The following is a 23,565-nucleotide window of genomic DNA, read 5'->3' on the forward strand; positions in this document are numbered from 1 at the left end:
ATGTACCTGTCCCTCATATGCTACAGTACGGGTTCGTTAAGGCACAGGAACTTCTTGGGAAGTTCCTGACAGGGGACCATCTTGGGAAAGGGGATGCTTAACCATGATGCAGGTCATTCCGATGGATATAGGCGGTCGTACCGCACTGGGGATCGAAGTAAAGCTGCCGAAAACCACCTTGCTCGCCGTCACTACCGACAAGGGATATATTATGTGCGGCGCCTTGGATGTGAAGCTTCTTAACGACAAGCTCAAGGATCGCAAAATCATCGCCGGCCGGGCCGTTGGAGTCCGAACGTTGGAGGAGCTTCTGGAGGCTCCATTGGAATCCGTTACTCTGGAAGCGGAGGCACTGGGCATTCACACGGGGATGAAGGGAATAGAGGCAATTGCTCGGATGATGTGAGCCTTGGTTGATCCCATAGCAGCACAGCCCGTCACTGTCGGTCCGCATCCGGAGGAGCGGACCTCTTTTTTCTTGACCGGAACATTCTGTGGAATAAGTGGAATAAACGCAATCCGTTTAGCTCTGTCGGTCGTCGATTAACGGCGTATAACTGAGATCATGCGAAAAGCCTGCACGGTATGAAAATAAAGTGGAGTAGGCTCAAAAACTGTAGCATTGAGGATTCTATTTGTTTGTTATAAACCAAGATCGAACGAAACCCTGAGCGCCCGGAATATAACGGACCCCAGAGACCTTAATCGGTCTAGAAGAGCCTTTCAGTAATTTTAATGGACTCGGATGACCTTATTCCCAAGCAATGCATGTGAAAGTAGGAGAATTCCGATCAATAAGCGCAGCTGTGTCCGTCTAAAAAAAACCGCCTATTTTGACGAAATAGGGTCTCCCGGGTCCGTTACAGACTATTGATCCTGTACAAACCATTCGGCCTTACCGATAGAACTATCAACCTATTCTTATGTACTGCTTAAACGATAGATAGTCGTTCTTTATTCCCGAGTACCTTTAACGGGGGATATGATAAAATATAGAAGGCTATTCACGGAGTTGGTCCAAGATACGCTCTTGGCTGCCGGTCTGTAGCGGTGCAGGAAATGGAGGGATGGCATGATCATTTGGATAAACGGGGCGTTTGGTTCCGGCAAGACGCAGACTTCTTGGAATTGCGCCGGAGGTTGGCCTCATCCTTTATCTTTGATCCGGAGAACGCCGGGTATTACATCCGCAAGAATCTCCCCAGAGAAGCTTCCCGGGATGATTTTCAGGATTATTCCATGTGGCGGGAGTTCAATTACTCGATGTTAAAATACATATCCGGACAGTACCCGGGGATTATTATCGTGCCTATGACCGTGGTTCAGCCGCTGTATTTTGAAGAAGTGGTCGGCCGCTTAAGAAACGATGGAATTACGGTTCATCATTTTACGCTGTGTGCCTCCAAGGAAACGCTGCTTAGAAGGCTTCGCTCCAGGGGGAACGGTCCCAATAGCTGGGCCGCGCAGCAGATAGATCGTTGTGTGGACGGGTTGTCCAACGACATTTTCCGGCACCATCTCGATACGGAGAGCCTTAACATAGGGGCGGTGGCGGATAAGATTGCCTCCATGCTGAACCTCACGCTTCAACCGGATACCCGCGGGAAGCTTAGAAGAGCATTGGACCGATGGCTTACGCTAGGAAAATGAGCTGAGAGGGCGAGGGCCATCTTTTAAGGGCTGTATCCGGCCTTTAGCAGCTTCAACTGCGATTCGCTAACAGGCCTGTCTCTGTTATAATAAAGTTTAATCCGTGCGGCGAGATTACATTGCCGACATTAATAAGACCGCGATACGAAGCAAAGGTTGTATCGTGAGCCGTTGTAGATGAGGTGCTTTATGAGAAGTTATTTGGATCTGTTACAAGATGTGCTGGGTAACGGTGTGCAAAAGGAGGACCGGACGGGAACCGGAACGATTTCGGTGTTCGGCCGTCAGCTTAGATTTGACTTGTCGGAGGGTTTTCCGCTCGTTACGACCAAGAAATTGCATCTCCGCTCCATCATTCATGAGCTGCTGTGGTTTCTGAGCGGGGATACCAATATTCGTTATCTTCAGGAAAACGGTGTGACGATCTGGGACGAATGGGCCGACGAGAACGGGGACCTGGGGCAGGTTTACGGATCACAATGGCGTACCTGGCCTGCTCCGGACGGCAGACGAATCGATCAGATCAGTCAGGTGATCGAACAAATCAAGAGCAATCCGGATTCCCGGCGGCATTTGGTGAGTGCCTGGAATGTGGCGGAGATTGAGGAGATGGCGCTGCCGCCCTGCCATTATGCCTTCCAATTTTATGTGGCCGACGGCAAGCTTTCCTGTATGTTTACGATGCGGAGCGTCGACACTTTCCTCGGGCTTCCCTTCAATATCGCCAGCTACGCATTGCTGACGCATATGGTGGCGGAGCAGTGCGGGCTGAAGCCCGGGGAATTGATCTGGTCCGGAGGAGATGTGCATATCTACTCCAATCATATTGAGCAGGTGAAGCTTCAGTTGACCCGCGAGCCCTATCCGCTCCCTCAATTGATTATTAAGCGGAAGCCGGACTCGATCTTCGATTATCGCTATGAAGACTTTGAAATTGTCAATTACCAGTGCCATCCGCGGATCAAGGCGCCTATTGCGGTTTAGAGTCTGTCCGAAGGAACACAGGAATCAAAATAAGGGACTGTTTGATAGCAGCGATCTGCTGTGACGGCATCCTGATATGGTGGAAGCAAGTCACGGAGAAGAACATTTGGAACTGGTGAAGAGTTAGCGTTCGCCTTGTTATCCTTGGATTTCTAGAATTCCGAGGATAACCGTGATCGGAAGTCCAAACAGTCCCGGAGTGCAGTAAGCTCGCAAATACATCGTCTGAACAAAGACCTGCGTAATGCAGGTCTTTGGACAAATTTTCGTTAAAAGGGTCCAAAGACATGAAGATGCGCAGGTAAATTTGGCCATTTTGGCTAATTTTTGCGATTTTGGCGTCCAAAGACCTGCGGTTTTGCTCATCTTTGCGGGATTTTACCGGATTCGTGCTAATAGACCTGCACTTTTACCGTCTAGACCGGAATTCGATAATGAAAGGGAAATGAAATAAATGATGACGAAGATAGAGAAGCAGAATACGAACGGAGCGATTTCCATGGTCGCGGCGATGGCCAGCAACCGGATTATCGGCAGCGGGAACCGAATTCCGTGGAGGCTTCCCGCGGATATGGCCCATTTTCGCCGGACGACGATGGGACATTCGATTCTGATGGGAAGGAAGACGTTCGAATCGATCGGCAAAGCTTTGGACGGGCGCCGCAACATCGTGCTGACGTCGAATCGGCAGTACAAGGCGGAAGGCTGTGACATTGTCCATTCCGTAGAGGAAGCGCTCGAACGGTACGGGAACGAAGAGCTGTATGTGATCGGCGGTGCGGAAATTTACCGGTTATTTATGCCCTATGCGGACAAGCTGTTCATGACGGAGATCGATCAAGATTTCGAAGGGGATGCAAGCTTTCCGGAAATCGATTTGGAGGAGTGGGCGGTTACCGATTGCCGCGAGGGAGAAATGGGCGAGAAAAACAAATACCCCCACCGGTTCGTTGTCTATGAAAGAAGAAGGTAAGCGGCCGCTTACCGCTGCAATGACGAACAGAACAGGAGAGTGAACATGCCGCGTAATGCGGCTTTCTTTTTACCACATTAGGAAGTTATAAGCTTAAAGCATCGTTGCGGAAAGGAAGGCCTTTCTACCGGCTTTTTGCACGAGGGAGGAAGCTTGAAGGTAGAATTGAACCATCGATGGATACAGGAAGCCCTCATGATAAAAATGACAGCGCCTTCTTTAAAGACAAAGCTTCTATTGCTCATCCTTCTCTTATTGAGCAATCATGGCCAGCTCATTGTAGACGCCATGGCTATCGCAAATAATGAAGGTCGGATTAACGACGGACTTGATATTCCTGCAATGCCGACCCTACAGACAAGGCGGGAACTGGCTTATGACGGATTATGGATGCAATTCGCGGCTAAAGTGATAACGGAGGAAGAGTCCATTGACGGATTCGATCAATTTGTAGAAGACTGGAAAAAACGCGGCGGCAACGAATGGATTAAGGAAGCCACGCAGTGGTATAACGAAACATATCGGAAATAATCTATACAAGTCCCCGGGCACACGGTTTGGGGACTTTTATTTGTCTAAAATTACGGTATAACGCGCTGCTTGCAATCGAAGGCTCGAAAGCAGTGTTTATATCAGTACCGTGATAAATTTCCGGGTAATATTTCTCGCAATTCTTTATTAAAGCATTGTCAGGGTATGGGATTTCGCCCATAATAGAGGTAGTCAACAGGCTTTGGCAGCAACGGCAAGGGTTAAAGCTGCTGACATTCCGATTATGATCAAGGAGGACAACCTGATATGAGTTCAACGATTCAACCGGTTCTGACCGAGACGTGCGAGCGGTTGCAGGTTCGCGTATACAGGAACCGTCAGGAACTGGGGCAAAGTGCCGGACTGGCCGCGGCCAGCAAGGTGAAGGAGCTTCTGGGGAAGCAGGAGAGGGTTCGCATGATTTTTGCCGCGGCTCCTTCCCAGAACGAATTTTTGGAAACACTGGCGAAGGACCCGGATATTGACTGGTCCCGTATAACCGCTTTTCATATGGATGAATATATCGGTTTGAAGCGGGATGCTCCGCAGCGGTTCAGTCAATTTTTGCAGGACCGAATTTTTGATATTGTCAAGCCTGGCGAAGTTCATCTGATTGACAGCTCCAATTCGATAGAAGAAGAATGTAAGCGCTATTCGGATCTGCTTAAGGAGGCTCCGATCGACATCGTTTGTCTGGGGATTGGCGAGAATGGCCATATAGCTTTTAATGATCCGCCGGTAGCCGATTTCGAAGATCCGGTGCTGATGAAGCCCGTCGAACTGGATGACGCCTGCCGCCAGCAGCAGGTGAACGATGGCTGCTTCCCGACCTTTGACGCGGTTCCGACTCATGCGCTTACTCTCACTATTCCGGCGATTATGTCAGGAAGTCATCTATTCTGTATGGTTCCGGGACCGACTAAGCGCAACGCGGTTATGCACACGTTAAACGGGCCGCTGACAACGGAATGCCCGGCTTCCATTCTTCGTACTCATCCGGATTGTACCCTGTATGTCGATACCGAATCCTATGAGGTGAAAGCATGAGTGGGGAGCAGCTAACGGTTCTGGAAGGATTGGACTACAAGTCCGGCAATCCTGTCCGGGTAACGATAAGCGAAGGGAAGATTCGGGAAGTGGCGCCTGTGCAGGAGGAAGCCGACGGTTCCCTTCCATGGATTGCTCCCGGACTCGTTGATCTGCAGATTAACGGATACTTCGGGATTGATTTCAATACGCTTCCGTTGACAACGGAGGCGGTCCAAGAGGTGACCCGCCGGATTGCGAAATTGGGTGTTACTTCGTACTATCCTACGGTGATAACGAACAGCCCCGAGGATATTGAGCGGCTTGTCGGAATTATTGCAGAGGCTTGCGATTCCGATCCGTTGACCGGGCAGTGCATAGCGGGCATTCATGTGGAAGGTCCGTTTATTTCACCTGAGGACGGAGCCCGCGGGGCTCACAGTAAGGAATACGTGACCGCTCCCGATTGGGAGCTCTTCCAGAGGTGGCAGCGCGCGGCCGGTGGCCGGATCCGCATTCTTACGCTATCTCCGGAATGGGACAACGCCCCGGAGTTCATTGCGAAGTGCAGCGCGGAGGGAGTCACCGTGTCCATCGGGCATACTTCGGCGACACCGGAGCAGATTCGGGCGGCAGTGGCCGCGGGGGCCAGGATGTCGACACATCTGGGCAATGGAGCGCAATTGATGCTCCCGCGTCACCCCAATTATATTTGGGAGCAGCTGGCCAGCGACGAGCTGAGCCCTTGTGCGATAGCGGACGGGTTCCATCTGCCGGAATCCGTGCTCAAGGTATTCCTCAAGGCGAAGGCCGAGCAGCTCATGATAGTCAGTGATGCGGTGTTCCTGAGCGGACTGGCTCCAGGCGAGTATGATACCCATATTGGCGGCAAGGTGGTGCTGACCCCGGAAGGTAGGCTCCATACGGCCCATAATCCGAACATACTCGCCGGATCGGCACAGATGCTTCCTTTCAATATCGAGCATCTCGTCCGCTCCAAGCTGTGTACTGCGGCCCAGGCGTGGGAGATGGCATCGACCCGTCCGGCGGCCTTCATGGGACTGCCTGCTGCCCAAGGTTTGAATGAGGGCGCCCCGGCGGATCTCGTCCTGTATAACTGGGAGGAAGACAAGCTCATGGTCAGAGAGGTTTACAAGAACGGCAGCTTGATATAGTAGCGATAGAGAGACAAGCGACAATTCAATACATTTTTGAAAAGGGGGACCATAGGGTCCTCTTTTTTTTATCGATGTGTATGGATTCTGCAGCGGAATCTACGAAAAGGCTTCAATAGATAAGTTGGGAGGTGGCCGCAAAGGACTCGAAATACGTTTCGCGGCAAAAATTCCTGAGATAATGCAGGACTTTTAACAAATCTAAGAAAGTATAAGTTTCACCTTATACCGGTGTTATATTTTTTGCGTATTTTCAGGCTCAAATCTTAAATGTATACTATTGACCATTAAAAAAGATCATGTACAACAAGTGGGGGATTATCCATAATTAATATTGCTTTCCGGAATTTTCTAAAAGGCTCAAGTATACTCAAACTCTGCGGCATTAACCGATTTTAACATCAAGCGGAATAGGGGCGATATGGATGATGAGAACAAGAACGCTGAAGCCATGGAAAGGAAACGGACCCAAAAGCGTGTTTATTACTTTATTGACATCCTACATCATCATTCTTCTTATTCCTGTCATTATTGGAAGCGCTTTATACAAAAACGTGGAGAAGCTGATGGTGGATAATGCAAACCGGGCCCATCTGGGCATGCTGGAGCAAGTGAAACAGGTTATGGACAACCGTCTGGGCGAAATTGACTCCATGACCGTTCAGTTGGCGCTGAATCCGAAGCTTCTCTGGCTGCTGAGCAATGTGGGGGGCGACACGGTTAACGACCAAATCAAGTTTCTGGAATTTATGAAAGAAGTGAAGAACTTTCGAAATATCAGCACCTTTATAGAAGATTTTTTCATTTACTTTAAAAATACCGAAACGATCCTTACCCCGCTTATGAAGACGAACCCTGAAGTGTATTTCAACAAGATTCGTTCATACGAGGACAAAGGCTACGATTGGGTGATGAACGAGCTGCTCTCCGGACATCGTTACAAAACTTATATACCGGCGTCTCCCATTACCGACAGAATTGCTTCCACTACGACCAATTACATTACCTATGTTCAGTCGCTGCCGCTCGCCAACTTTTCGGACCCGGAAGGATACCTCGTCATTCATATCGATGAACAGGAAATCAATCAACTGCTCAAGCAGGTGGAATGGGTTCATAATGGGGCGATCTATATTTTGGATGAGAATTATCAGGTGATGATGACGAATTCGCAGGAGGGGCTTGACCCCAAGCTTTATACCCAGCTCACGGAGCCAAGCGATTACTATAATATTGTGCAGAACGGCGAGGAAAAAATGTTGTCGTATACGACCAGCGCCAAGAACGGCTGGAAATACGTCTCGGTCGTACCGACCTCGATCGTTATGGAACAAGTCAACAGAGTGAAGGACGGGGCGCTGGCGATGCTGGTCATCTGCCTGGCGGCCGGAGCCGTCGCTTCTTATGTGATGGCTTACCGCAACTATAGCCCGATTCGCGAAATGATCCAGGAAATCATCAAAGGGAGAGGCCTTAAGAGAGGCCATTTTACCAACGAGTACGATTTTATTAAAAAAATGATCGTGCTTTCTCTGAATGAAGAGAAGCATTTGCGCAAAACGCTGGAGGAGCAGGCACCGGTGCTGCAGGCGAACTTTCTGACCCGGTTGATCAAGGGGCATGCGGAAATAGACGCGGCCCAAGACCGCTCTCTCGAATTTATGGGAGTTCATTTCGAGCATGACTTTTTCTGCACCATGATTATAGAGATAGATGACTGCTCGAGCTTTATCAAAGGGGATACCGAAAGGGAATGGGCGCTGGTCCGCTTTATTCTTACCAACGTATGCAGCGAATTAATGCAGGATAAGGGCTATATTGTGGAAATGGACCGGGACCGGCTGGCTGTGCTGACCAGCATTCCTGAAGCGGATGACGAGGCCAAGATGCGGCGGAACGATTTTATCCGTCAATTGAAGCAGGTCATTGAAGAGAGATTTCGCATTCAAACGACCGTGGCGGTCAGCATGATCCATCAAGGGATGGAGGAGATTGGGAGATGCTACCGGGAAGCGCTGATGGCGATGGATTACCGAGTCATTTACGGGGCGAATGAAGTTATCTTCTATGAAGATCTCGAGGATTTGGAGCAGCATTATTATCACTACCCGATGGAAGCCGAGGTTCAATTAATGAATTACGCGAAGAGCGGAGATTACGTTCATGCCGAGAAGCTGCTGGAGCAAATTTACGAGGTCAACTTCACGGACCATAAAATTACTCCCGAAATGGGCAAATGCCTCTTCTTCGATATGCTGAGTACTGTCCTGAAGGTGTCCAACGGAATGAATATCGATGACAAGAAGCTGTTCGCAGGCTCGTCCGATCCGGCGAAATCGATCTCCGATTGCTCGACTGCCGAAGAAATGCTGGGCAAAATCAAAGAGCTTTATATGCAAATATGCACCCATTCCCGGGAAGAGAAGACGGATCACAGCGAGCGGCTGTATGCCAGAATTTGCAGTTATATTGAACAGAACGGAGTCGATTGCAACATCAGCTTGACGATGATGGCGGATCATTTTCAAATTACACCGCAGTACCTGTCGTCGTTCTTCAAGAAGCACAGCGGACAGAACATTACCGATTACATCGCGGCCGTGCGAATTCGGGAATCGAAAGCTCTGCTTGCCGATCAGACGTTGACCGTTTCGCAAATTGCGCAGAAGGTCGGTTATTCCAATGACGTCGGATTTATTCGTTTTTTCAAAAAATACGAAGGCGTAACACCGGGAAAATATCGGGAAATGCTGCGTCGCTGAAGAAAAGCTTTAATCTGTATAGTCTCCCTTAAGAAAAGATAGTGATCATTGTTTAAGCCGTATAATTCATTGAAAATCGTATTGTATCCAGAGGGCAGGCCTTTCGTTATAGTTTGAATATGTCGCCAGACGAAAGCGTTTCAATTTCTGAAAAGGGAGGCCCTATGATCATGAATAAAAGAAGACAAAGAACGGCAGCGGCTCTGATGTCCGTTACTCTGGCAGCCGGATTAATCGCTGGATGCAGCAAGGGGGAGGCACCTCCGGCAGTTCAACCGTCGGATTCCGGCGGGGCGCCGAAGGAAGTGAACTATCCGGAGAAGCTCACATATTGGGCAGGGATGGGGAATGCCGGTTCCGTCCTGAAAAGCTTCAATGAAATGGGCGCTTATAAAGAGATGGAGAAAATTACCGGAACGAAGGTGGAATTCCAGCATCCCCCGTCCGGACAAGAAGCCGACCAATTCAACCTGATGCTCGCGTCAGGCAAGCTGCCCGACATCATTGAATATAACTGGGCTTCGGTGGCCAAGGGTCCGGATAACGCGATCAAGGAAAAGCGAATTATCCGATTGAATGAGCTGATTGAGGAGCATGCTCCCAATCTGACCAAAATCTTGAATGAGCACCCGGAGTGGAAGAAATTGATTACGACGGATGAAGGCAATATTTATGTATTTCCGTTCATTCGCGGGCATGAGGAGCTGCTGACCTTCCATGGTCCGGTCATCCGCAAAGATTGGCTCGACAAGGTCAATCTGCCGGTGCCCAAGACGATAGACGATTGGGAGAAAGCGCTGACTGCCTTCCGGGATCAGGATCCTAACGGTAACGGCCAGAAGGATGAGATTCCGTTCCTTCTAACGATGGGAGATATTAATGTCGGCCATGCCTTTATCGGCGCCTGGGGGATTACGACCGAATTTTATCAGGATAACGGGACGGTCAAGTACGGACCCATTCAACCGGAGTACAAGGAATTCCTAACCCTGATGAACCGGTGGTATAAGGAAGGACTGATTGACAAGGATTACGCCACGACAGACTCCAAGCTGAAGGATGCCAAGATGACCGGAGATCAATTGGGCTCCATCGTAACCTATAACGGAAGCGGTATCGGACGGTATACCAGTCTGATGAAGGATTCCAAGCCCGATTTCACACTGATAGGTACGACCTATCCGGTTCTTAAAGAAGGAGATAAAGCACTCGGTCAAATGGATTTTCCCTTCAGGGGAGATGGAGGCGCCATTTCCGCAACAGCCAAAAATCCGGAGGAGCTGGTCAAATGGATGGACTTCCGGTATGGAGAGCAGGGGCATATGCTGTTTAACTTCGGGGTCGAGGGAGAGAGCTATGTCATGGAGAACGGATACCCGAAGTATACGGATTTGATTATGAATAACCCGGACAAATTGCCCATTACCCAAGCGATGGCCAAATATTTTGTAGCAAGCTGGTCCGGACCGATCATTCAGGATGTTCGCTATCAGGAGCAATACCTGTCGCTGGATGTCCAGAAGGAAGCGATCAAAAACTGGATGGACGCCGATCATTCCAAGCTGCTGCCCCCGATTACAAGGACAGCGGACGAAAGCTCCAGATATTCGTCCATCATGAACGATATTAATACCTACAAGACCGAAATGATTGACAAATTCATTATGGGTGCGGAGCCCCTCGATCGTTTTGATGACTTTGTCAATACTCTCAAGGGAATGGGGATTGAGGAAGCCATTAAAATTCAACAGGCGGCCCTGGAACGCTTCAATCAGAGATAAGGATTGCTGCTGTTTGTGTCCGTGTCGGGGCTGCCCCGTCACGGACCCTTTCCCGGAAGACCGGATCATTTCACCTACATCCTGATTACAGCAATAAGGGAGGCTGAGTATGGCTGAAGTAGTTAGAGGAAAACCAGCCGGAACAGCGAAGGATAAGACGCGTTTTCGTTATCGGGTCGTCCGTGACTTCAAGATGAACAAGTACGTCTACTTGATGCTGCTTCCTGTCGTTCTATACTATGCTGTCTTTCACTATGGCCCTATGTACGGAGTGCAAATCGCCTTTAAAGACTACTCTCCGACGCTGGGATTCTGGGGCAGCCCCTGGGTCGGCTTTAAATATTTTCAAGATTTTTTCAACAGCTTTTATTTTTGGAGACTGATCCGCAATACGATATTGCTGAGTGTTTATGAGCTGATTTTCGCCTTTCCGGCGCCGATCATTCTCGCCCTTCTGTTGAACGAGGTTCGCAACCGGCTGTTTAAGCGTGCGGTTCAGACGATCACCTATATCCCGCATTTCATCTCGATTGTCGTCATAGCGGGGATGATGGTAGACTTCCTGGCGCGTGACGGGCTGATCAACAACCTGCTGGCCTGGTTTGGAATGGAAGCGATTCCGTATCTGCGGCAGCCGGAATGGTTCCGGACGATTTACATCAGTTCGGGAATCTGGCAGGGAGTAGGCTGGGGGACCATTATTTATTTGGCGGCCATCTCCAATATCGATCCTTCCCTGTACGAAGCCGCACGAGTGGATGGAGCCAACCGGTGGAGGCAGACGATTCATATTACGATTCCCGGCATGCTGCCCACGATTATTATTTTGCTGATTCTGCAGATGGGGAATCTGATGACCGTCGGGACGGAGAAAATACTGCTGCTGTACAATTCCGCCACGTATGAGACCGCCGATGTCATCGGCACCTTCGTTTACCGCAAGGGGCTTCTGGAGTCGAACTACAGCTACAGTGCGGCGATCGGTCTGTTCAACTCGGTCATAAACTTTACTTTACTGGTGCTTGCGAATACGATCAGCAAACGTACGACGGAGACCAAATTGTGGTAGGAGGGGTGCTTGATGAATAGACCGACGATAGGGGAGCGGATCTTTGATTTTTTCAACTCGTTATTTATGATCTTGCTGTGCCTCGCTACCTTGTATCCGTTCCTGTACGTGCTGATCGCTTCGTTAAGCGACCCGGCATGGGCAGTACAGCAGCGGGGACTGATCTGGTTTCCCCATGGATTCAACCTGGATGCGTATAAGCTGGTTTTCGACAATCCGATGATCAAGACCGGTTATATGAATACTCTGTTTATCGTTGTCGTCGGAACGGCTATTAACGTTTTTATGACGGCGTTGGGAGCCTATGGACTCTCCCGGCAAAATGTGATGTGGAAAAACCCGATTATGTTTTTTATCGTTTTTACAATGTTTTTCTCCGGCGGGCTGATTCCTACCTACCTGCTGGTGACTAATCTGGGGATGCTAGATACTTTATGGGCGCTCATTATTCCCGGTGCGGTCAGCGCCTTCAATCTGATCATTATGAGAACATCGTTCCAGGGAATACCGATCAGCCTGGAGGAGTCGGCTAAGCTGGACGGCGCCAACGATTTTACGGTGCTTTTTCGAATCATTCTACCGCTCTCCATGCCGGTTGTGGCCGTCATGATTTTGTTCTATGGGGTAGGGCATTGGAATTCCTGGTTCAGCGCGATGATTTATTTGAGAAACCGTGAATTATTTCCGCTTCAGCTTGTCTTGAGAGAGATTCTGATTACGAACAGCACGGACAGTATGATGACCAGTGTCGGCGCCGCCGATAAAATGCCGATTGGCGAAACGATCAAGTACGCGACCATCATTGTCGCTACGATTCCGATTCTCCTGCTCTATCCGTTCCTGCAGAAGTATTTTGTCAAAGGGGTTATGATTGGGGCTATTAAGGAGTAATCCGATTTGATAGAATGATTAATGAAAATAACAGAATAAGGTGTGATAAAGGCATGTGGAAGCAAGCCATTGAGGATGCCGTTCAGAAGATTAGGAAAAATATCGAAGGCCACCCCGGACTCTTTCCTCATATTACAGAAGGAAACCGCTATCAATGGGGGGAGAACAACGATTGGATCGAAGGCTTCTATACCGGGATGATCTGGCTTTCCTATCAATATACAGGGGATGAATTTTTTAAAAAAGCGGCGGAAGAGCAGGTGCAGAATTTCCGCGAACGGCTGGATAACAATGTGGCGCTTGATCACCATGACATCGGATTTTTGTATTCGCTGTCATCGAAGGCCGGGTGGATTATTGCGAAGGACGAGGAAGCCCGCCAATTGACACTGAGAGCGGCCGATAAATTAATGCAGAGATGGCGCCCCGCCGGCCAATATATACAGGCATGGGGCCCGGAAGGAGATCCTAAGAACGGCGGACGGATCATCATTGACTGTATGCTGAACCTGCCCCTTCTTTATTGGGCTTACGAGCAGACGGGGGACCCGAAGTACCGGGATATCGCTATAATTCATGCGGAGAAGAGCAGGCGCTATCTTGTGCGCGGGGACGATTCTTCCTATCATACGTTCTATTTTAACCAGGAGGATGGAACACCTATCGGCGGGGGCACCCATCAGGGATACCATGACGGTTCGACCTGGACGCGAGGCCAGGCCTGGGGAATATATGGCTTCGCGCTATCGTACCGCTATACCCGTAATCCGCTGTTCCTGGATACGTCCCGAAGGCTCGCCCGCTATTTCGACAAGCATCTGCCGGAAGATCAGGTAGCCTATTGGGATTTCGACGCTCCGATCGAGGAAGGGACTCCGCGTGACAGCTCCGCATCGGCTATCGCTGCAGCGGGTGTGCTGGAGCTGGCCGAGCATCTGGATGACAAGGACCCGGACAAAGCGTTCTTCCAGGATGCGGCAGTAAGATGGATGGCTTCGCTGGTGCGAAATTATTCTACGATGAGCATGCCAGAAGCGGAAGGCTTGCTCCTGCATGGCTCTTATCATGTTCGAGGGGACCGGGGGCCCGATGATTTCATGATCTGGGGCGATTACTACTATTTGGAAGCCTTGATGCGCATGGAAAGAGGATTGAAAGGATACTGGTACGAGTAAAGCTCGTGGCCCGGAGGCAGGGATGGAAACCCGCTTCCGGGCTATGTTTGTTAAGTACCGCGACTTCCCGCAAAAGTTATGCCGTAGGGCCGCCATGCTCCTGAAATTTGACTTTGTAAACGACCATGAAGTTTTCCGAATGCAGCTCTTCTCCGGCGATTTTGTAATCAATGCTGTAAACCGTATCTTCGGACAAGGTTCTGAGGAAATTGTTCAGCTCTTCTTTATCGTCGAAAGTTTTAACCTGAAGGACCATGTGAATTCCACCTTATGTTGATATTTATTGAAAAAGATCTCCTGTTACATTTTATCCAACAATGGGTCCACTTATCCGATAGTGATGTCACGACAACCTTTCGTAATTAAATGATACCGCTTACCGAGCGGTTATGGCATAATGAATTTAGATTATTGCCTATTCTACTAACATAAAGGGGAAATGCAGTATGCTGATTTCGCAGAATGAGGTTGTGTTGTTCCAGGGCGACAGCATTACGGATACGTCGCGCAACCGGGATAACCCGAATGATCTGGGCAAAGGCTACGCCATGATGGCCGCCGGATTGTTTAATTCTATGTTTCCGGAGATGGGGATTACTTTCCTCAATCGCGGAATAAGCGGTAACCGGGTCAAGGATCTTCAAGGCCGCTGGCAGGAGGATTGTCTGGATCTGAAGCCCACTTTGGTTTCCATATACATAGGAATAAATAACACATGGAGAAAATTTGACCGGAACGATCCAACGAGTGCGGAAGATTTTGAAGCCGGGCTAAGGGATTTGCTTGTACAGACGAGAGACAAGCTTGGAGCCAAGCTGATGCTCATTGAGCCGTTCGTGCTCCCCGTGCCTGAAGACCGGAAGAGCTGGCGGACGGACCTAGATCCGAAGATTCATATCGTGAGGGAGCTGGCCCGTGAATTCAAGGCTGTGCTCGTTCCGCTGGACGGATTATTCGCACAGGCATCAACCCGCGCGAATGCAGCCTTCTGGGCTCCGGACGGCGTTCATCCTTCGCCCGCAGGTCATGCTCTTATCGCCAGAGCTTGGCTGCAAGCGGCCGGTGTCCAGTTCCCATAAATAACCCGTCAAATGGACGTGCAGCCTTTGAAGCTATTCCGTCCGCACTCCAGCGGAATCGGTGGTCTAAACCTTCCGCTAAACGCGGCCGCTTTTCTTTGCGGGGGGCCTTTAAAAACCTGCAAAGTGACGTATGACCTTGGAAGCTAATTCACTTAACCTGCAAAGTGGCGTACAGCCTTCGAAACTTAATCACTTTGCAAGGAACCCTTTTAAATTCCCGATTTCCGCAAAGTGGCGCAGCCTTCGAGGTGTATTGGTGCGTGACGCCCCGAAATTCCCGTAAAAAAATAAAGGAGGAGCGCTATGCTCCTCCGTTTCTATATGATTATCCGAACAGCTTGGGGAGATTCTCCTGGTAGGAAGGACGAATGATGCCTTTTTCAGTAATGATCGCCGTAACATATTCGTTCGGCGTTACATCGAAGGCCGGGTTGAATACTTTGATCCCTTGCGGAGCGGTTCTTCTGCCGAAGCCTTCCGTAACTTCCCTCTCATGACGTTCCTCGATAGGGATGAGGTCTCCCGTCGGGGTATTCATGTCAATCGTTGATAGTGGACATGCGACGTAGAAAGGAATATTATGCGCCTTGGCCAGTACAGCGAGCCCGTAGGTGCCGATCTTATTCGCCACGTCGCCATTGGCCGCTACCCGGTCCGTGCCGACTATAACGGCCTGTACCCAGCCCTTGGACATGACCATCGCCGCCATATTATCGCATATCAGGGTCACATCGATTCCGGCCTGCTGCAGCTCGAAGGCGGTTAGGCGCGCCCCTTGCAACACCGGACGGGTCTCGTCGGCGAACACCTTCAGGTTCCAGCCCTGGGCCTTGGCCAGGTAGAATGGAGCGAGCGCCGTTCCATATCTTGCGGTTGCCAGACCTCCTGCATTGCAGTGGGTAAGCACGCCCATTCCATCCTCGAAGAGGGAGAGCGCATGCTCTCCGATCAGCCGGCAGGTCGTCTCGTCCTCCGCTTGAATGTCATGCGCTTCCTTGAGAACAAGCTGCTTGAGCTGCTCTACACGGTCGCCGTCTTCCGTTGAAGCGGAAGACGCTGCGGTCCACTCCACCGTCCTACTGCGGATCCGGTCCAATGCCCAGAACAGATTAACGGCTGTCGGTCTAGAGGTAGCCAGCCGGTCGGCTACTTCGTTAATCTTCAACTCGAGATTGTGCAGCCGCTCCCGCTCACTATCGCCCGCCGGCTCATAGCCCCGAATACCGAGGTAAACGCCATAGGCGGCCGCGATACCGATTGCCGGAGCCCCTCTCACCTTCATGGAGAAGATAGCTTCCCAAACCTCCTCCGCTTCGTTCAGGGAGAGGAAAACAATTTGCTCCGGAAGCAATCTCTGGTCCAGCATCTCCAGATGCTCTCCGGTCCAGCGCAGGGAAGCCAGTTCACGCGGCTCTTGCCCCGCGGCATCCGATAAATTCGTTCTATTCATGCCTATAACCTTCTTTCACGATCATTGGTGATAACGAGTAACTATTATAGCAATTATTTGGCGTATTGTTCAGCGATGGCAATAACTTCTTCAATAGATTCGGCCTTGCGGTTAAGCTTGATCAGCGCTTTACCGATGTTCAGGGCGATCGTCTCCGCATGGGCCCGCACCTGCGGATCCGCTATCGTGTCTATATCGGCTACATGCGCCAGCCCGACGATGCGGCGGACCATCTTACATCCGGCGAAGCCGATCGTGTCTCTCAGAATTTTCTTCATATAGAGGTCCCGATATCCTGGGGTGCGCGCCATTCGGTCGACATTGTCCCGCTCCCACAGCTGCACAAAATTACGGGAGAAGTGGCCCCACACATCACGGACGGTGTCCAGCAAGTATTGGCGGAATTCGGAGCGTTGGCCCGCATCCTTTATCCAGCCTTCCTGACCGGCGTAATTAAGCAGCAGATTGGCCACTACCGCGCCGATGTCGAAGCCCATAGGGCCATAATAGGCAAATTCCGGATCGATCATCTTGGTGGATTCCGGAGTAATAAAGATGCTTCCCGTATGCAAATCTCCATGCAGAAGGGCTTCGGCGTGGGTGAGGAAGGACTCTCTCAGCAATGCTACCTCCAAATGCAGCTCTTCATCCCGCCACAGCTTCTCCACCTCTTCACGAATAAGAGGATTGTAATTATTATTGCTGGAGTCGGTATACGGATCATCGAAAATGAGATCCTCCGTAATTTTGCACAGTTCCGGGTTAACGAATCTCTTGACCTGCTGCTTCTTAGCCTGCTGATTCATTCCGAGATCGGAAGTGTAGAACAGGGTATGCGCCATAAATTTACCCACATGCTCGGCAAAAAGCGGGTACCGGTTGCCTTCAATTAAGCCTTTGCGCATGATGATATGATCACTAAGGTCCTCCATGACGGTCAGAGCCAGCTCTTGATCGAAGGCATAGACGTGCGGGACAAGCCCGGGGCAGAGAGACTCCTGAAGCTGAAGAGCCTCGCTCTCGATCCGCGCCCGGTCCAGCGTGAGCGGCCACGATTCTCCGACAACCTTGGCGTAAGGCAGGGCCTGTTTCATAATAACGCTTGCTCCGCTCCTCGAATCTTTTATATGAAAGACAAGATTCAAATTGCCGTCGCCGATTTCGCGTACTTGCAAGTCTGCGTTCTCGGGAAATATGCCCGGCAAATTAGCAGCGTACCGGATTGCTTCTTCCAGCGATAGGGAATGATAGGACATCGGGATTCCTCCTTGTATAAATAAAGTTTGATTCGAATGCCGGTCAACGGACAATTCCAAATCTTTTGTCTATAGTATATGACAGAATGGCCCGTTAGGGGAGATTTAATTTTCAAGAGAACAGGTAGGAATACAATGAATTTGTAATTGAATCAATAGCTTGCGATGTTTAGGCGCCTTCCATTTGCTTTATTCCGACCTATAACCCTATAATGAGGTATGCATGGAAATTGCAGGGGGCAGATCTTTGTCGGGCATCGTGCAGAAGCTTCAGAAAGGGAAGTTCGTTCAAGTCATCCGGCTTGCTTTAATTTAATGTTGTTAAAATAAACGGTACACACTTTATTGATTTGTGGAAGTAAGCTATAATATAAGTTACAATGAGAATCACTGATTATCATTTAGAATAATTATCATCAAAAAATCAATATAACTGTGGAGGTAATGGTTACATGTCAAACGCAGTCAAATTTACTATAGACGGATTGAAGGCAACCGTCGAGGGGAAAGAAATTCTCAAGGGAGTTAATCTGGAAATCAAGGGTGGAGAAGTCCATGCGGTTATGGGACCGAATGGTACGGGGAAGAGTACGCTCGCTTCCACTTTGATGGGCCATCCCAAATATGAAGTTACCGGCGGAAGTGTTACTTTAGACGGTCAGGATGTATTGGAAATGGAAGTGGACGAAAGAGCAAGAGCCGGAATGTTCCTGGCCATGCAGTATCCAAGCGAAATTTCCGGTGTGACCAATTCCGATTTCTTGCGCAGCGCAATCAATGCCCGTCGTGAGGAAGGCGATGAAATTTCTCTCATCAAATTCATTCGCCAAATGGAAGGCAAGATGAAAGAACTGGAGATGAATCCGGAGTTTGCTCACCGGTATCTGAATGAAGGGTTTTCCGGCGGAGAGAAGAAGAGAAACGAAATTTTACAGATGATGATGCTCGATCCTCGTCTCGTCATTCTGGACGAGGTGGATTCCGGCCTCGATATCGACGCACTCCGCATTGTAGCGAACGGAGTCAACTCGATGCGCAGCGAAGAACGCGGCTTCCTCATCATTACCCACTATCAGCGTTTGCTGTCTTATATCAAACCGGATTATGTCCATGTCATGATGCAAGGTCGCATTGTCAAGTCCGGAGGACCTGAGCTTGCCGAACGCCTGGAGAAAGACGGCTACGATTGGGTTAAGGAAGAGCTTGGTATTGTAGACGAAACGGTTGGTCAGGAAGCCTAAGCTACTGACTGTTCGAATTAAGTCGGCCGCAGGCCGCCATGAACCCGGTTCACTGATTTTTCTTCAATAACACGATTCGTAACAAGATCGGATAAAGCAAAGAAGAAGCTTGCAGTCGGCAAGCTGGCAGGAGGAATATAGATGAGTACGCAGACCATTCTTCCAATCGACCGCAATTCCGTTATCGAGCATTCCAGGGTCAATAACGAACCCGAATGGATGACGAACCTTCGTTTGCAGGCGCTGGAATTGGCAGGACAATTGGAATACCCTAAATTAGAGAAGACGAGAATCGACCGCTGGAATTTAGAATCGCTGCATTCCCATGCCCAAGCGGGCAAGAGTCAGGTGATTCAGGAGATTCCCGAAGCGGCTAAGTCCTTGATGGACGAACAGACCGGCCCGCTTGTTTTTCTTAACAGCTCGGGGGAAGTATTCAGCCGGCTTCCCGAAGAACTGGCTTCGCAAGGCGTCATTTTCACAGACCTGAATACGGCCATCCAGAAGCATGCCGATTTGGTACAACCGTATTTTATGAAGGCAGTTACGATTGAAGAGCATAAATTTGCGGCTTTGCACGCGGCTTCCTGGAGCGGAGGAGTCTTCCTCTACGTTCCTAAGAATGTAACGGCCGAAATCCCGTTCCAATCCTTCTTCTTGGCGGACAGCGTGAATGCGGCTTACTCTTCGCACATTTTAATTGTGGCGGAAGACAACAGCTCTGTCATCTTTACGGACAGCCTGGTATCCCGCGAGCAGGAAGGAGAGCAGGTCTCCAACGTCGTCGTGGAAGTGTTTGTGAAGCAGGGGGCGAAGGTTCATTTCTCCTCAGTACATCAGATGGGAGAACGGACGGTTGACATTGCTTACCGCAGGGCGGTAGTGGAGAAGGACGGCTCTATCGAGTGGGTTGTCGGAGAGATGAATAACGGCAACGGAATATCGGACACCACTTCGCTTCTTAAAGGGGAAGGCTCCTTCTCCGATGCCAAAGTGATTTGTGTCGGGGTGAAAGCACAATCGTTGAATTTGACCACCCGTGCCGTTCATATCGGCAAGCGCACGACCAGCGAGATGAGCACTCGCGCAGTCATGCGTGATGAAGCGACAGCGATCATCAACGGGGTTACGAAAATCGAGAAAGGCGCAACCGGTGCTAACGGGGAGCAAGCGGAGCAGATTCTGATGCTCAGCCCGCAAGCCCGCGGGGATGCCAATCCGATATTGTTAATCGATGAAGATGAGGTTATGGCGGGCCACGCGGCCAGCGTTGGCCAGGTCAATCCGGAGCATATCCATTATTTGATGACGCGTGGAATCAGCAGGCAAGACGCAGAGAGATTGATTATCTACGGATTCCTCGCTCCTATCGTCTCTCAGATTCCGTTGGAGAAGCTGGAGCAGCGCCTGCGTCAAGTCGTTGAAAGGAAGCTGCGATAATGAGTCTCTTACAGGTTCGCGAGCTGTTCCCCATTCTGAATCAGGAAGTGAATGGTCACCCCTTGGTTTATTTGGACAGCGCCGCCAGTTCACAGAAGCCGACTCCGGTCATAGAAGCGCTCAAACGCTATTACGAAATGGACAATGCTAACGTGCACCGGGGAGTGCATACTCTCGGTTCCAGGGCTACCGATGCCTATGAAGGGGCGCGTGACAAGGTAAGACAATTTATCAATGCGAAATCCAGCGAGGAAATTATTTTTACACGCGGGACAACTACGGCCATTAACCTGGTGGCCAGCAGCTATGCCCGCAGTGTTTGCGGAGAAGGCGATGAAATTGTCCTTACTCCGATGGAGCATCACAGCAATCTCATTCCGTGGCAGCAGGTGGCCAAAGCGACCGGAGCTACACTGAAATATATTCCGATGGAACCGGACGGAACGATCCGTCTGGAGAATGTGGAGAACACCATCACCGACAATACCCGCATCGTTGCCATAACTTATGTGTCCAACGTGCTAGGGGTGATTAATCCGATTGAGGACATTGCGAGAATAGCTCACCGTCATGGGGCCAAAGTGCTGGTGGACGGGGCCCAGAGCACGCCTCATATGAAGGTCGATGTCCAGCAATTGGATTGTGACTTCTATGCATTTTCCGGCCATAAAATGTGTGGGCCTACCGGAATTGGGGCACTGTATGGGAAGAAGGAATTGCTCGAGCAGATGGAGCCGATCGAATTCGGCGGCGAAATGATCGACCATGTGGACTTGTACGAGTCCACATGGAAGGAGCTTCCCTGGAAGTTCGAAGGAGGAACTCCCATTATTGCCGGCGCCGTCGGAATGGCCGCCGCGATCGACTTCCTGAGCGATATCGGAATGGAGAATATCGAGAAGCATGAGAAATCGCTCGCCGCGGCGGCATGGGATCGGATGTCCGAAGTGGAGGATCTGGTCATTTACGGCCCTTCTTCCGATCGGGCTGGGCTGATTACCTTTAACCTGGGAGATATCCACCCGCATGATGTCGCAACGGTTCTGGATTCCCAAGGGGTGGCGATTCGCGCCGGGCATCACTGCTGCCAGCCTCTTATGCGGCAGTTGAACGTTTCGGCAACGGCCCGGGCCAGCTTCTATCTCTACAATACGGAAGAAGATATCGATCGCTTGGTTAAAGCTTTAATAAAAACAAAGGAGTACTTTGATCATGCAATTGGATGATTTATACCGCAGAGTGATTATGGACCATTATAAAAACCCGCGAAACCGCGGAAGCTTCGAAGATGGCGGTATAACGATTGATCTGAATAACCCCAGCTGCGGCGACCGGATCTCCCTGCAATTGAAGCTTGAGGATGGAATCGTTAAAGGCGCGCGTTTTCTGGGGGAAGGATGTTCAATCAGCTTATCCTCGGCGTCTATGATGACCGATGCGATCAAAGGAAAGAGCTTCGAAGAAGCGCTGGCTATGGCGGAGAACTTCTCCAATCTGATGAAGGGGGAGGACGTCGAATTTGAATACGAGGATATTGAGGCACTCTCGGGTGTCAACAAGTTCCCGGCACGGATCAAATGTGCGACTCTCGCCTGGAATGCCCTGCGCAAAGGAATTGACAAGGCCAATCAATAACCGTTTATAAATATTACCCAATATGGGAGGGAATCGAAGATGGCTAAGAAAATGCCTGAACTGGAAGAGTATAAATATGGTTTCCGCGACGAGCATAAGGCCGTTTTCCAAACTGGAAAAGGGTTGTCCAAGGAAATCGTAACCGAAATCTCCCGCATGAAGAATGAGCCGGAATGGATGCTGGAATTCCGTCTTAAATCTTTGGAGCAGTTTCTCAAGATGCCTATGCCGAGATGGGGCGGGAATCTGGATGAACTCGATTTCGATGATATCCAATACTATGTCAAGCCTTCCGAGAAGCAAGGGAAGACTTGGGAAGAGGTTCCGGCGGAAATTAAGGAAACCTTCGACAAGCTCGGAATTCCGGAAGCGGAGCAGAAGTTTCTGGCGGGAGTTTCCGCTCAGTACGAGTCCGAGGTTGTATACCACAATATGCAAAAGGATTTGGAAGACCAAGGCGTTATCTTCATGGATACCGACTCCGCTCTCAAAGAGCACCCGGAATTGTTCCGCAAATATTTCGGTACGGTCGTTCCTCCGTCCGATAACAAGTTTGCAGCTTTGAACAGCGCTGTATGGTCCGGGGGAAGCTTTATCTATGTACCTAAGGGCGTCAAATGCGAAATTCCGCTGCAAGCCTACTTCCGGATCAACTCCGAAAATATGGGTCAGTTCGAGAGAACGCTCATTATCGCGGATGAGGACAGCTTCGTCCATTACGTAGAAGGATGTACCGCGCCGATTTACAGCACGAACTCCTTGCACAGCGCAGTGGTTGAAATTCTCTGCCTCAAGAACTCCCGTGTCCGCTATACGACGATTCAGAACTGGGCTCCGAACATTTATAACCTGGTGACGAAGCGTGCCGTTGCGGAAGAGAACGCCAATATGGAGTGGGTAGACGGCAACATCGGGTCGAAACTGACGATGAAATACCCGGCAGTCATCTTGAAGGGACGCGGAGCGAAAGGTTCGGTTCTGTCCATTGCCGTAGCCGGCCGCGGACAGCATCAGGATGCCGGGGCGAAGATGCATCATCTGGCTCCGGAAACGACTTCGACGATCGTATCCAAGTCCATCAGCAAGCACGGAGGAAAAGTATCCTATCGCGGTCTGACTTCCTTCGGACGGAATTCCCAAGGGTCCAAAGCGAATATCGAATGCGATACGCTGATTATGGATAAGGAGTCTACCTCCGATACGATTCCTTATAACGAAATCAAGAACGATAATGTTACTCTGGAGCATGAGGCGAGAGTATCCAAAGTTTCCGAGGAGCAGCTCTTCTACTTGATGAGCCGCGGCCTGTCGGAAGAGGAAGCTACACAAATGATCGTAATGGGCTTCATCGAGCCGTTTACGAAGGAGCTTCCAATGGAATACGCCGTAGAGATGAACCGTTTGATTAAATTCGAAATGGAAGGCTCTATCGGGTAACATCTTA

20 protein-coding genes and 1 pseudogene are annotated in these 23,565 nt (G+C 50.1%); 18 read left to right on the top strand and 3 right to left on the bottom strand.

From position 1 onward, the window contains the following. Positions 1 to 103: 103 nt before the first annotated feature. From ACTHRH_RS07520 to ACTHRH_RS07575, 12 genes and pseudogenes are all read left to right on the top strand, one after another. Positions 104 to 406, top strand: a complete 303-nt coding sequence (locus tag ACTHRH_RS07520) for a YunC family protein (protein WP_144941431.1) — start codon at positions 104 to 106, stop codon at positions 404 to 406. A gap of 666 nt (positions 407 to 1,072) precedes the next feature. Next, positions 1,073 to 1,650 (top strand): annotated as a pseudogene (locus ACTHRH_RS07525) (AAA family ATPase). A gap of 189 nt (positions 1,651 to 1,839) precedes the next feature. Then, entirely contained in the window at positions 1,840 to 2,634 is a 795-nt protein-coding gene (gene thyA / locus ACTHRH_RS07530; protein WP_379289819.1) for a thymidylate synthase, read from the top strand. Between the two features lie 454 nt (positions 2,635 to 3,088). After that, positions 3,089 to 3,607 carry a dihydrofolate reductase gene (locus ACTHRH_RS07535; protein WP_379289817.1) on the top strand — a complete coding sequence of 173 codons (519 nt, stop codon included), beginning with the start codon at positions 3,089 to 3,091 and terminating at the stop codon, positions 3,605 to 3,607. A gap of 195 nt (positions 3,608 to 3,802) precedes the next feature. Further along, positions 3,803 to 4,138 (top strand): hypothetical protein, encoded by a 336-nt coding sequence (locus ACTHRH_RS07540; RefSeq protein WP_379289815.1) that lies wholly within the window; start codon positions 3,803 to 3,805, stop codon positions 4,136 to 4,138. Positions 4,139 to 4,405: 267 nt separating this feature from the next. Next, a complete protein-coding gene (locus tag ACTHRH_RS07545; RefSeq protein WP_379289813.1) occupies positions 4,406 to 5,185 on the top strand; it encodes a glucosamine-6-phosphate deaminase in 780 nt (259 codons plus the stop codon). Continuing rightward, positions 5,182 to 6,339: an N-acetylglucosamine-6-phosphate deacetylase gene (locus ACTHRH_RS07550; protein ID WP_379289811.1), complete on the top strand. Its 1,158-nt coding sequence runs from the start codon at positions 5,182 to 5,184 to the stop codon at positions 6,337 to 6,339. Before ACTHRH_RS07545 ends, ACTHRH_RS07550 begins: the two co-directional genes overlap by 4 nt. 425 nt (positions 6,340 to 6,764) lie before the next feature. Next, positions 6,765 to 9,101: a helix-turn-helix domain-containing protein gene (locus tag ACTHRH_RS07555; protein WP_440414862.1), complete on the top strand. Its 2,337-nt coding sequence runs from the start codon at positions 6,765 to 6,767 to the stop codon at positions 9,099 to 9,101. Between the two features lie 170 nt (positions 9,102 to 9,271). Further along, a complete protein-coding gene (locus ACTHRH_RS07560) occupies positions 9,272 to 10,882 on the top strand; it encodes an extracellular solute-binding protein (RefSeq protein ID WP_144941495.1) in 1,611 nt (536 codons plus the stop codon). A 109-nt stretch (positions 10,883 to 10,991) separates the two neighbouring features. Continuing rightward, positions 10,992 to 11,951, top strand: a complete 960-nt coding sequence (locus tag ACTHRH_RS07565; protein ID WP_150960375.1) for an ABC transporter permease — start codon at positions 10,992 to 10,994, stop codon at positions 11,949 to 11,951. 12 nt (positions 11,952 to 11,963) lie between these two features. Further along, positions 11,964 to 12,842: a carbohydrate ABC transporter permease gene (locus tag ACTHRH_RS07570; protein WP_144941499.1), complete on the top strand. Its 879-nt coding sequence runs from the start codon at positions 11,964 to 11,966 to the stop codon at positions 12,840 to 12,842. Between the two features lie 53 nt (positions 12,843 to 12,895). Continuing rightward, positions 12,896 to 14,017, top strand: coding sequence for a glycoside hydrolase family 88 protein (locus ACTHRH_RS07575; RefSeq protein ID WP_440414865.1), 1,122 nt, complete (start codon positions 12,896 to 12,898; stop codon positions 14,015 to 14,017). Between the two features lie 76 nt (positions 14,018 to 14,093). Here ACTHRH_RS07575 and ACTHRH_RS07580 read toward each other — a convergent pair whose 3' ends face one another. After that, positions 14,094 to 14,273 (bottom strand): hypothetical protein, encoded by a 180-nt coding sequence (locus ACTHRH_RS07580; RefSeq protein ID WP_144941503.1) that lies wholly within the window; start codon positions 14,271 to 14,273, stop codon positions 14,094 to 14,096. Positions 14,274 to 14,463: 190 nt separating this feature from the next. Between ACTHRH_RS07580 and ACTHRH_RS07585 the strand changes: the two genes are divergently transcribed. Next, on the top strand, positions 14,464 to 15,096 hold the full coding sequence (locus tag ACTHRH_RS07585; protein ID WP_440414867.1) for an SGNH/GDSL hydrolase family protein: 633 nt from the start codon (positions 14,464 to 14,466) through the stop codon (positions 15,094 to 15,096). 328 nt (positions 15,097 to 15,424) lie between these two features. Here the strand turns inward: ACTHRH_RS07585 and mtnA are convergent, their stop codons facing one another. Then, positions 15,425 to 16,549, bottom strand: a complete 1,125-nt coding sequence (mtnA, locus tag ACTHRH_RS07590; RefSeq protein WP_379286988.1) for an S-methyl-5-thioribose-1-phosphate isomerase — start codon at positions 16,547 to 16,549, stop codon at positions 15,425 to 15,427. 53 nt (positions 16,550 to 16,602) lie between these two features. Continuing rightward, positions 16,603 to 17,805, bottom strand: a complete 1,203-nt coding sequence (mtnK, locus tag ACTHRH_RS07595; RefSeq protein ID WP_144941510.1) for an S-methyl-5-thioribose kinase — start codon at positions 17,803 to 17,805, stop codon at positions 16,603 to 16,605. Between the two features lie 452 nt (positions 17,806 to 18,257). Here mtnK and sufC point away from each other — a divergent pair, with 452 nt between their 5' ends. The 5 genes from sufC to sufB all read left to right on the top strand — a co-directional run bounded on the left by sufC (position 18,258) and on the right by sufB (position 23,558). Then, positions 18,258 to 19,046, top strand: coding sequence for a Fe-S cluster assembly ATPase SufC (sufC, locus tag ACTHRH_RS07600; protein WP_144941512.1), 789 nt, complete (start codon positions 18,258 to 18,260; stop codon positions 19,044 to 19,046). A 141-nt stretch (positions 19,047 to 19,187) separates the two neighbouring features. Next, positions 19,188 to 20,486 (top strand): Fe-S cluster assembly protein SufD, encoded by a 1,299-nt coding sequence (sufD, locus tag ACTHRH_RS07605; protein WP_144941514.1) that lies wholly within the window; start codon positions 19,188 to 19,190, stop codon positions 20,484 to 20,486. Then, complete coding sequence (locus ACTHRH_RS07610) at positions 20,486 to 21,712, top strand: cysteine desulfurase (protein ID WP_144941516.1); 1,227 nt, start codon at positions 20,486 to 20,488, stop codon at positions 21,710 to 21,712. Before sufD ends, ACTHRH_RS07610 begins: the two co-directional genes overlap by 1 nt. Beyond that, complete coding sequence (gene sufU / locus ACTHRH_RS07615; protein ID WP_144941518.1) at positions 21,699 to 22,121, top strand: Fe-S cluster assembly sulfur transfer protein SufU; 423 nt, start codon at positions 21,699 to 21,701, stop codon at positions 22,119 to 22,121. The genes ACTHRH_RS07610 and sufU overlap by 14 nt, the downstream gene beginning before the upstream one ends. A gap of 39 nt (positions 22,122 to 22,160) precedes the next feature. Then, the gene (gene sufB / locus ACTHRH_RS07620) at positions 22,161 to 23,558 is read left to right on the top strand and encodes a Fe-S cluster assembly protein SufB (RefSeq protein WP_144941520.1); all 1,398 of its coding nucleotides are present in this window, start codon (positions 22,161 to 22,163) and stop codon (positions 23,556 to 23,558) included. Positions 23,559 to 23,565: the final 7 nt, after the last annotated feature.

Source organism: Paenibacillus sp. SAFN-117 (assembly GCF_051966115.1).
In the GTDB taxonomy this organism is placed as follows: Bacteria; Bacillota; Bacilli; order Paenibacillales; family NBRC-103111; genus Paenibacillus_L; species Paenibacillus_L residui.

Excerpts from the sequence above, each read along its gene's own strand:
- ACTHRH_RS07565 (WP_150960375.1), top strand. The coding sequence starts at position 10,992 with ATGGCTGAAGTAGTTAGAGGAAAACCAGCCGGAACAGCGAAGGATAAG.
- mtnA (WP_379286988.1), bottom strand. The coding sequence starts at position 16,549 with ATGAATAGAACGAATTTATCGGATGCCGCGGGGCAAGAGCCGCGTGAA.
- mtnK (WP_144941510.1), bottom strand. The coding sequence starts at position 17,805 with ATGTCCTATCATTCCCTATCGCTGGAAGAAGCAATCCGGTACGCTGCT.
- ACTHRH_RS07520 (WP_144941431.1), top strand. The coding sequence starts at position 104 with ATGATGCAGGTCATTCCGATGGATATAGGCGGTCGTACCGCACTGGGG.
- ACTHRH_RS07570 (WP_144941499.1), top strand. The coding sequence starts at position 11,964 with ATGAATAGACCGACGATAGGGGAGCGGATCTTTGATTTTTTCAACTCG.
- ACTHRH_RS07550 (WP_379289811.1), top strand. The coding sequence starts at position 5,182 with ATGAGTGGGGAGCAGCTAACGGTTCTGGAAGGATTGGACTACAAGTCC.
- thyA (WP_379289819.1), top strand. The coding sequence starts at position 1,840 with ATGAGAAGTTATTTGGATCTGTTACAAGATGTGCTGGGTAACGGTGTG.
- ACTHRH_RS07610 (WP_144941516.1), top strand. The coding sequence starts at position 20,486 with ATGAGTCTCTTACAGGTTCGCGAGCTGTTCCCCATTCTGAATCAGGAA.
- ACTHRH_RS07540 (WP_379289815.1), top strand. The coding sequence starts at position 3,803 with ATGATAAAAATGACAGCGCCTTCTTTAAAGACAAAGCTTCTATTGCTC.
- sufU (WP_144941518.1), top strand. The coding sequence starts at position 21,699 with ATGCAATTGGATGATTTATACCGCAGAGTGATTATGGACCATTATAAA.
- ACTHRH_RS07555 (WP_440414862.1), top strand. The coding sequence starts at position 6,765 with ATGATGAGAACAAGAACGCTGAAGCCATGGAAAGGAAACGGACCCAAA.
- sufC (WP_144941512.1), top strand. The coding sequence starts at position 18,258 with ATGTCAAACGCAGTCAAATTTACTATAGACGGATTGAAGGCAACCGTC.
- ACTHRH_RS07535 (WP_379289817.1), top strand. The coding sequence starts at position 3,089 with ATGATGACGAAGATAGAGAAGCAGAATACGAACGGAGCGATTTCCATG.
- sufD (WP_144941514.1), top strand. The coding sequence starts at position 19,188 with ATGAGTACGCAGACCATTCTTCCAATCGACCGCAATTCCGTTATCGAG.
- ACTHRH_RS07585 (WP_440414867.1), top strand. The coding sequence starts at position 14,464 with ATGCTGATTTCGCAGAATGAGGTTGTGTTGTTCCAGGGCGACAGCATT.
- ACTHRH_RS07560 (WP_144941495.1), top strand. The coding sequence starts at position 9,272 with ATGAATAAAAGAAGACAAAGAACGGCAGCGGCTCTGATGTCCGTTACT.
- ACTHRH_RS07575 (WP_440414865.1), top strand. The coding sequence starts at position 12,896 with ATGTGGAAGCAAGCCATTGAGGATGCCGTTCAGAAGATTAGGAAAAAT.
- sufB (WP_144941520.1), top strand. The coding sequence starts at position 22,161 with ATGGCTAAGAAAATGCCTGAACTGGAAGAGTATAAATATGGTTTCCGC.
- ACTHRH_RS07545 (WP_379289813.1), top strand. The coding sequence starts at position 4,406 with ATGAGTTCAACGATTCAACCGGTTCTGACCGAGACGTGCGAGCGGTTG.
- ACTHRH_RS07580 (WP_144941503.1), bottom strand. The coding sequence starts at position 14,273 with ATGGTCCTTCAGGTTAAAACTTTCGACGATAAAGAAGAGCTGAACAAT.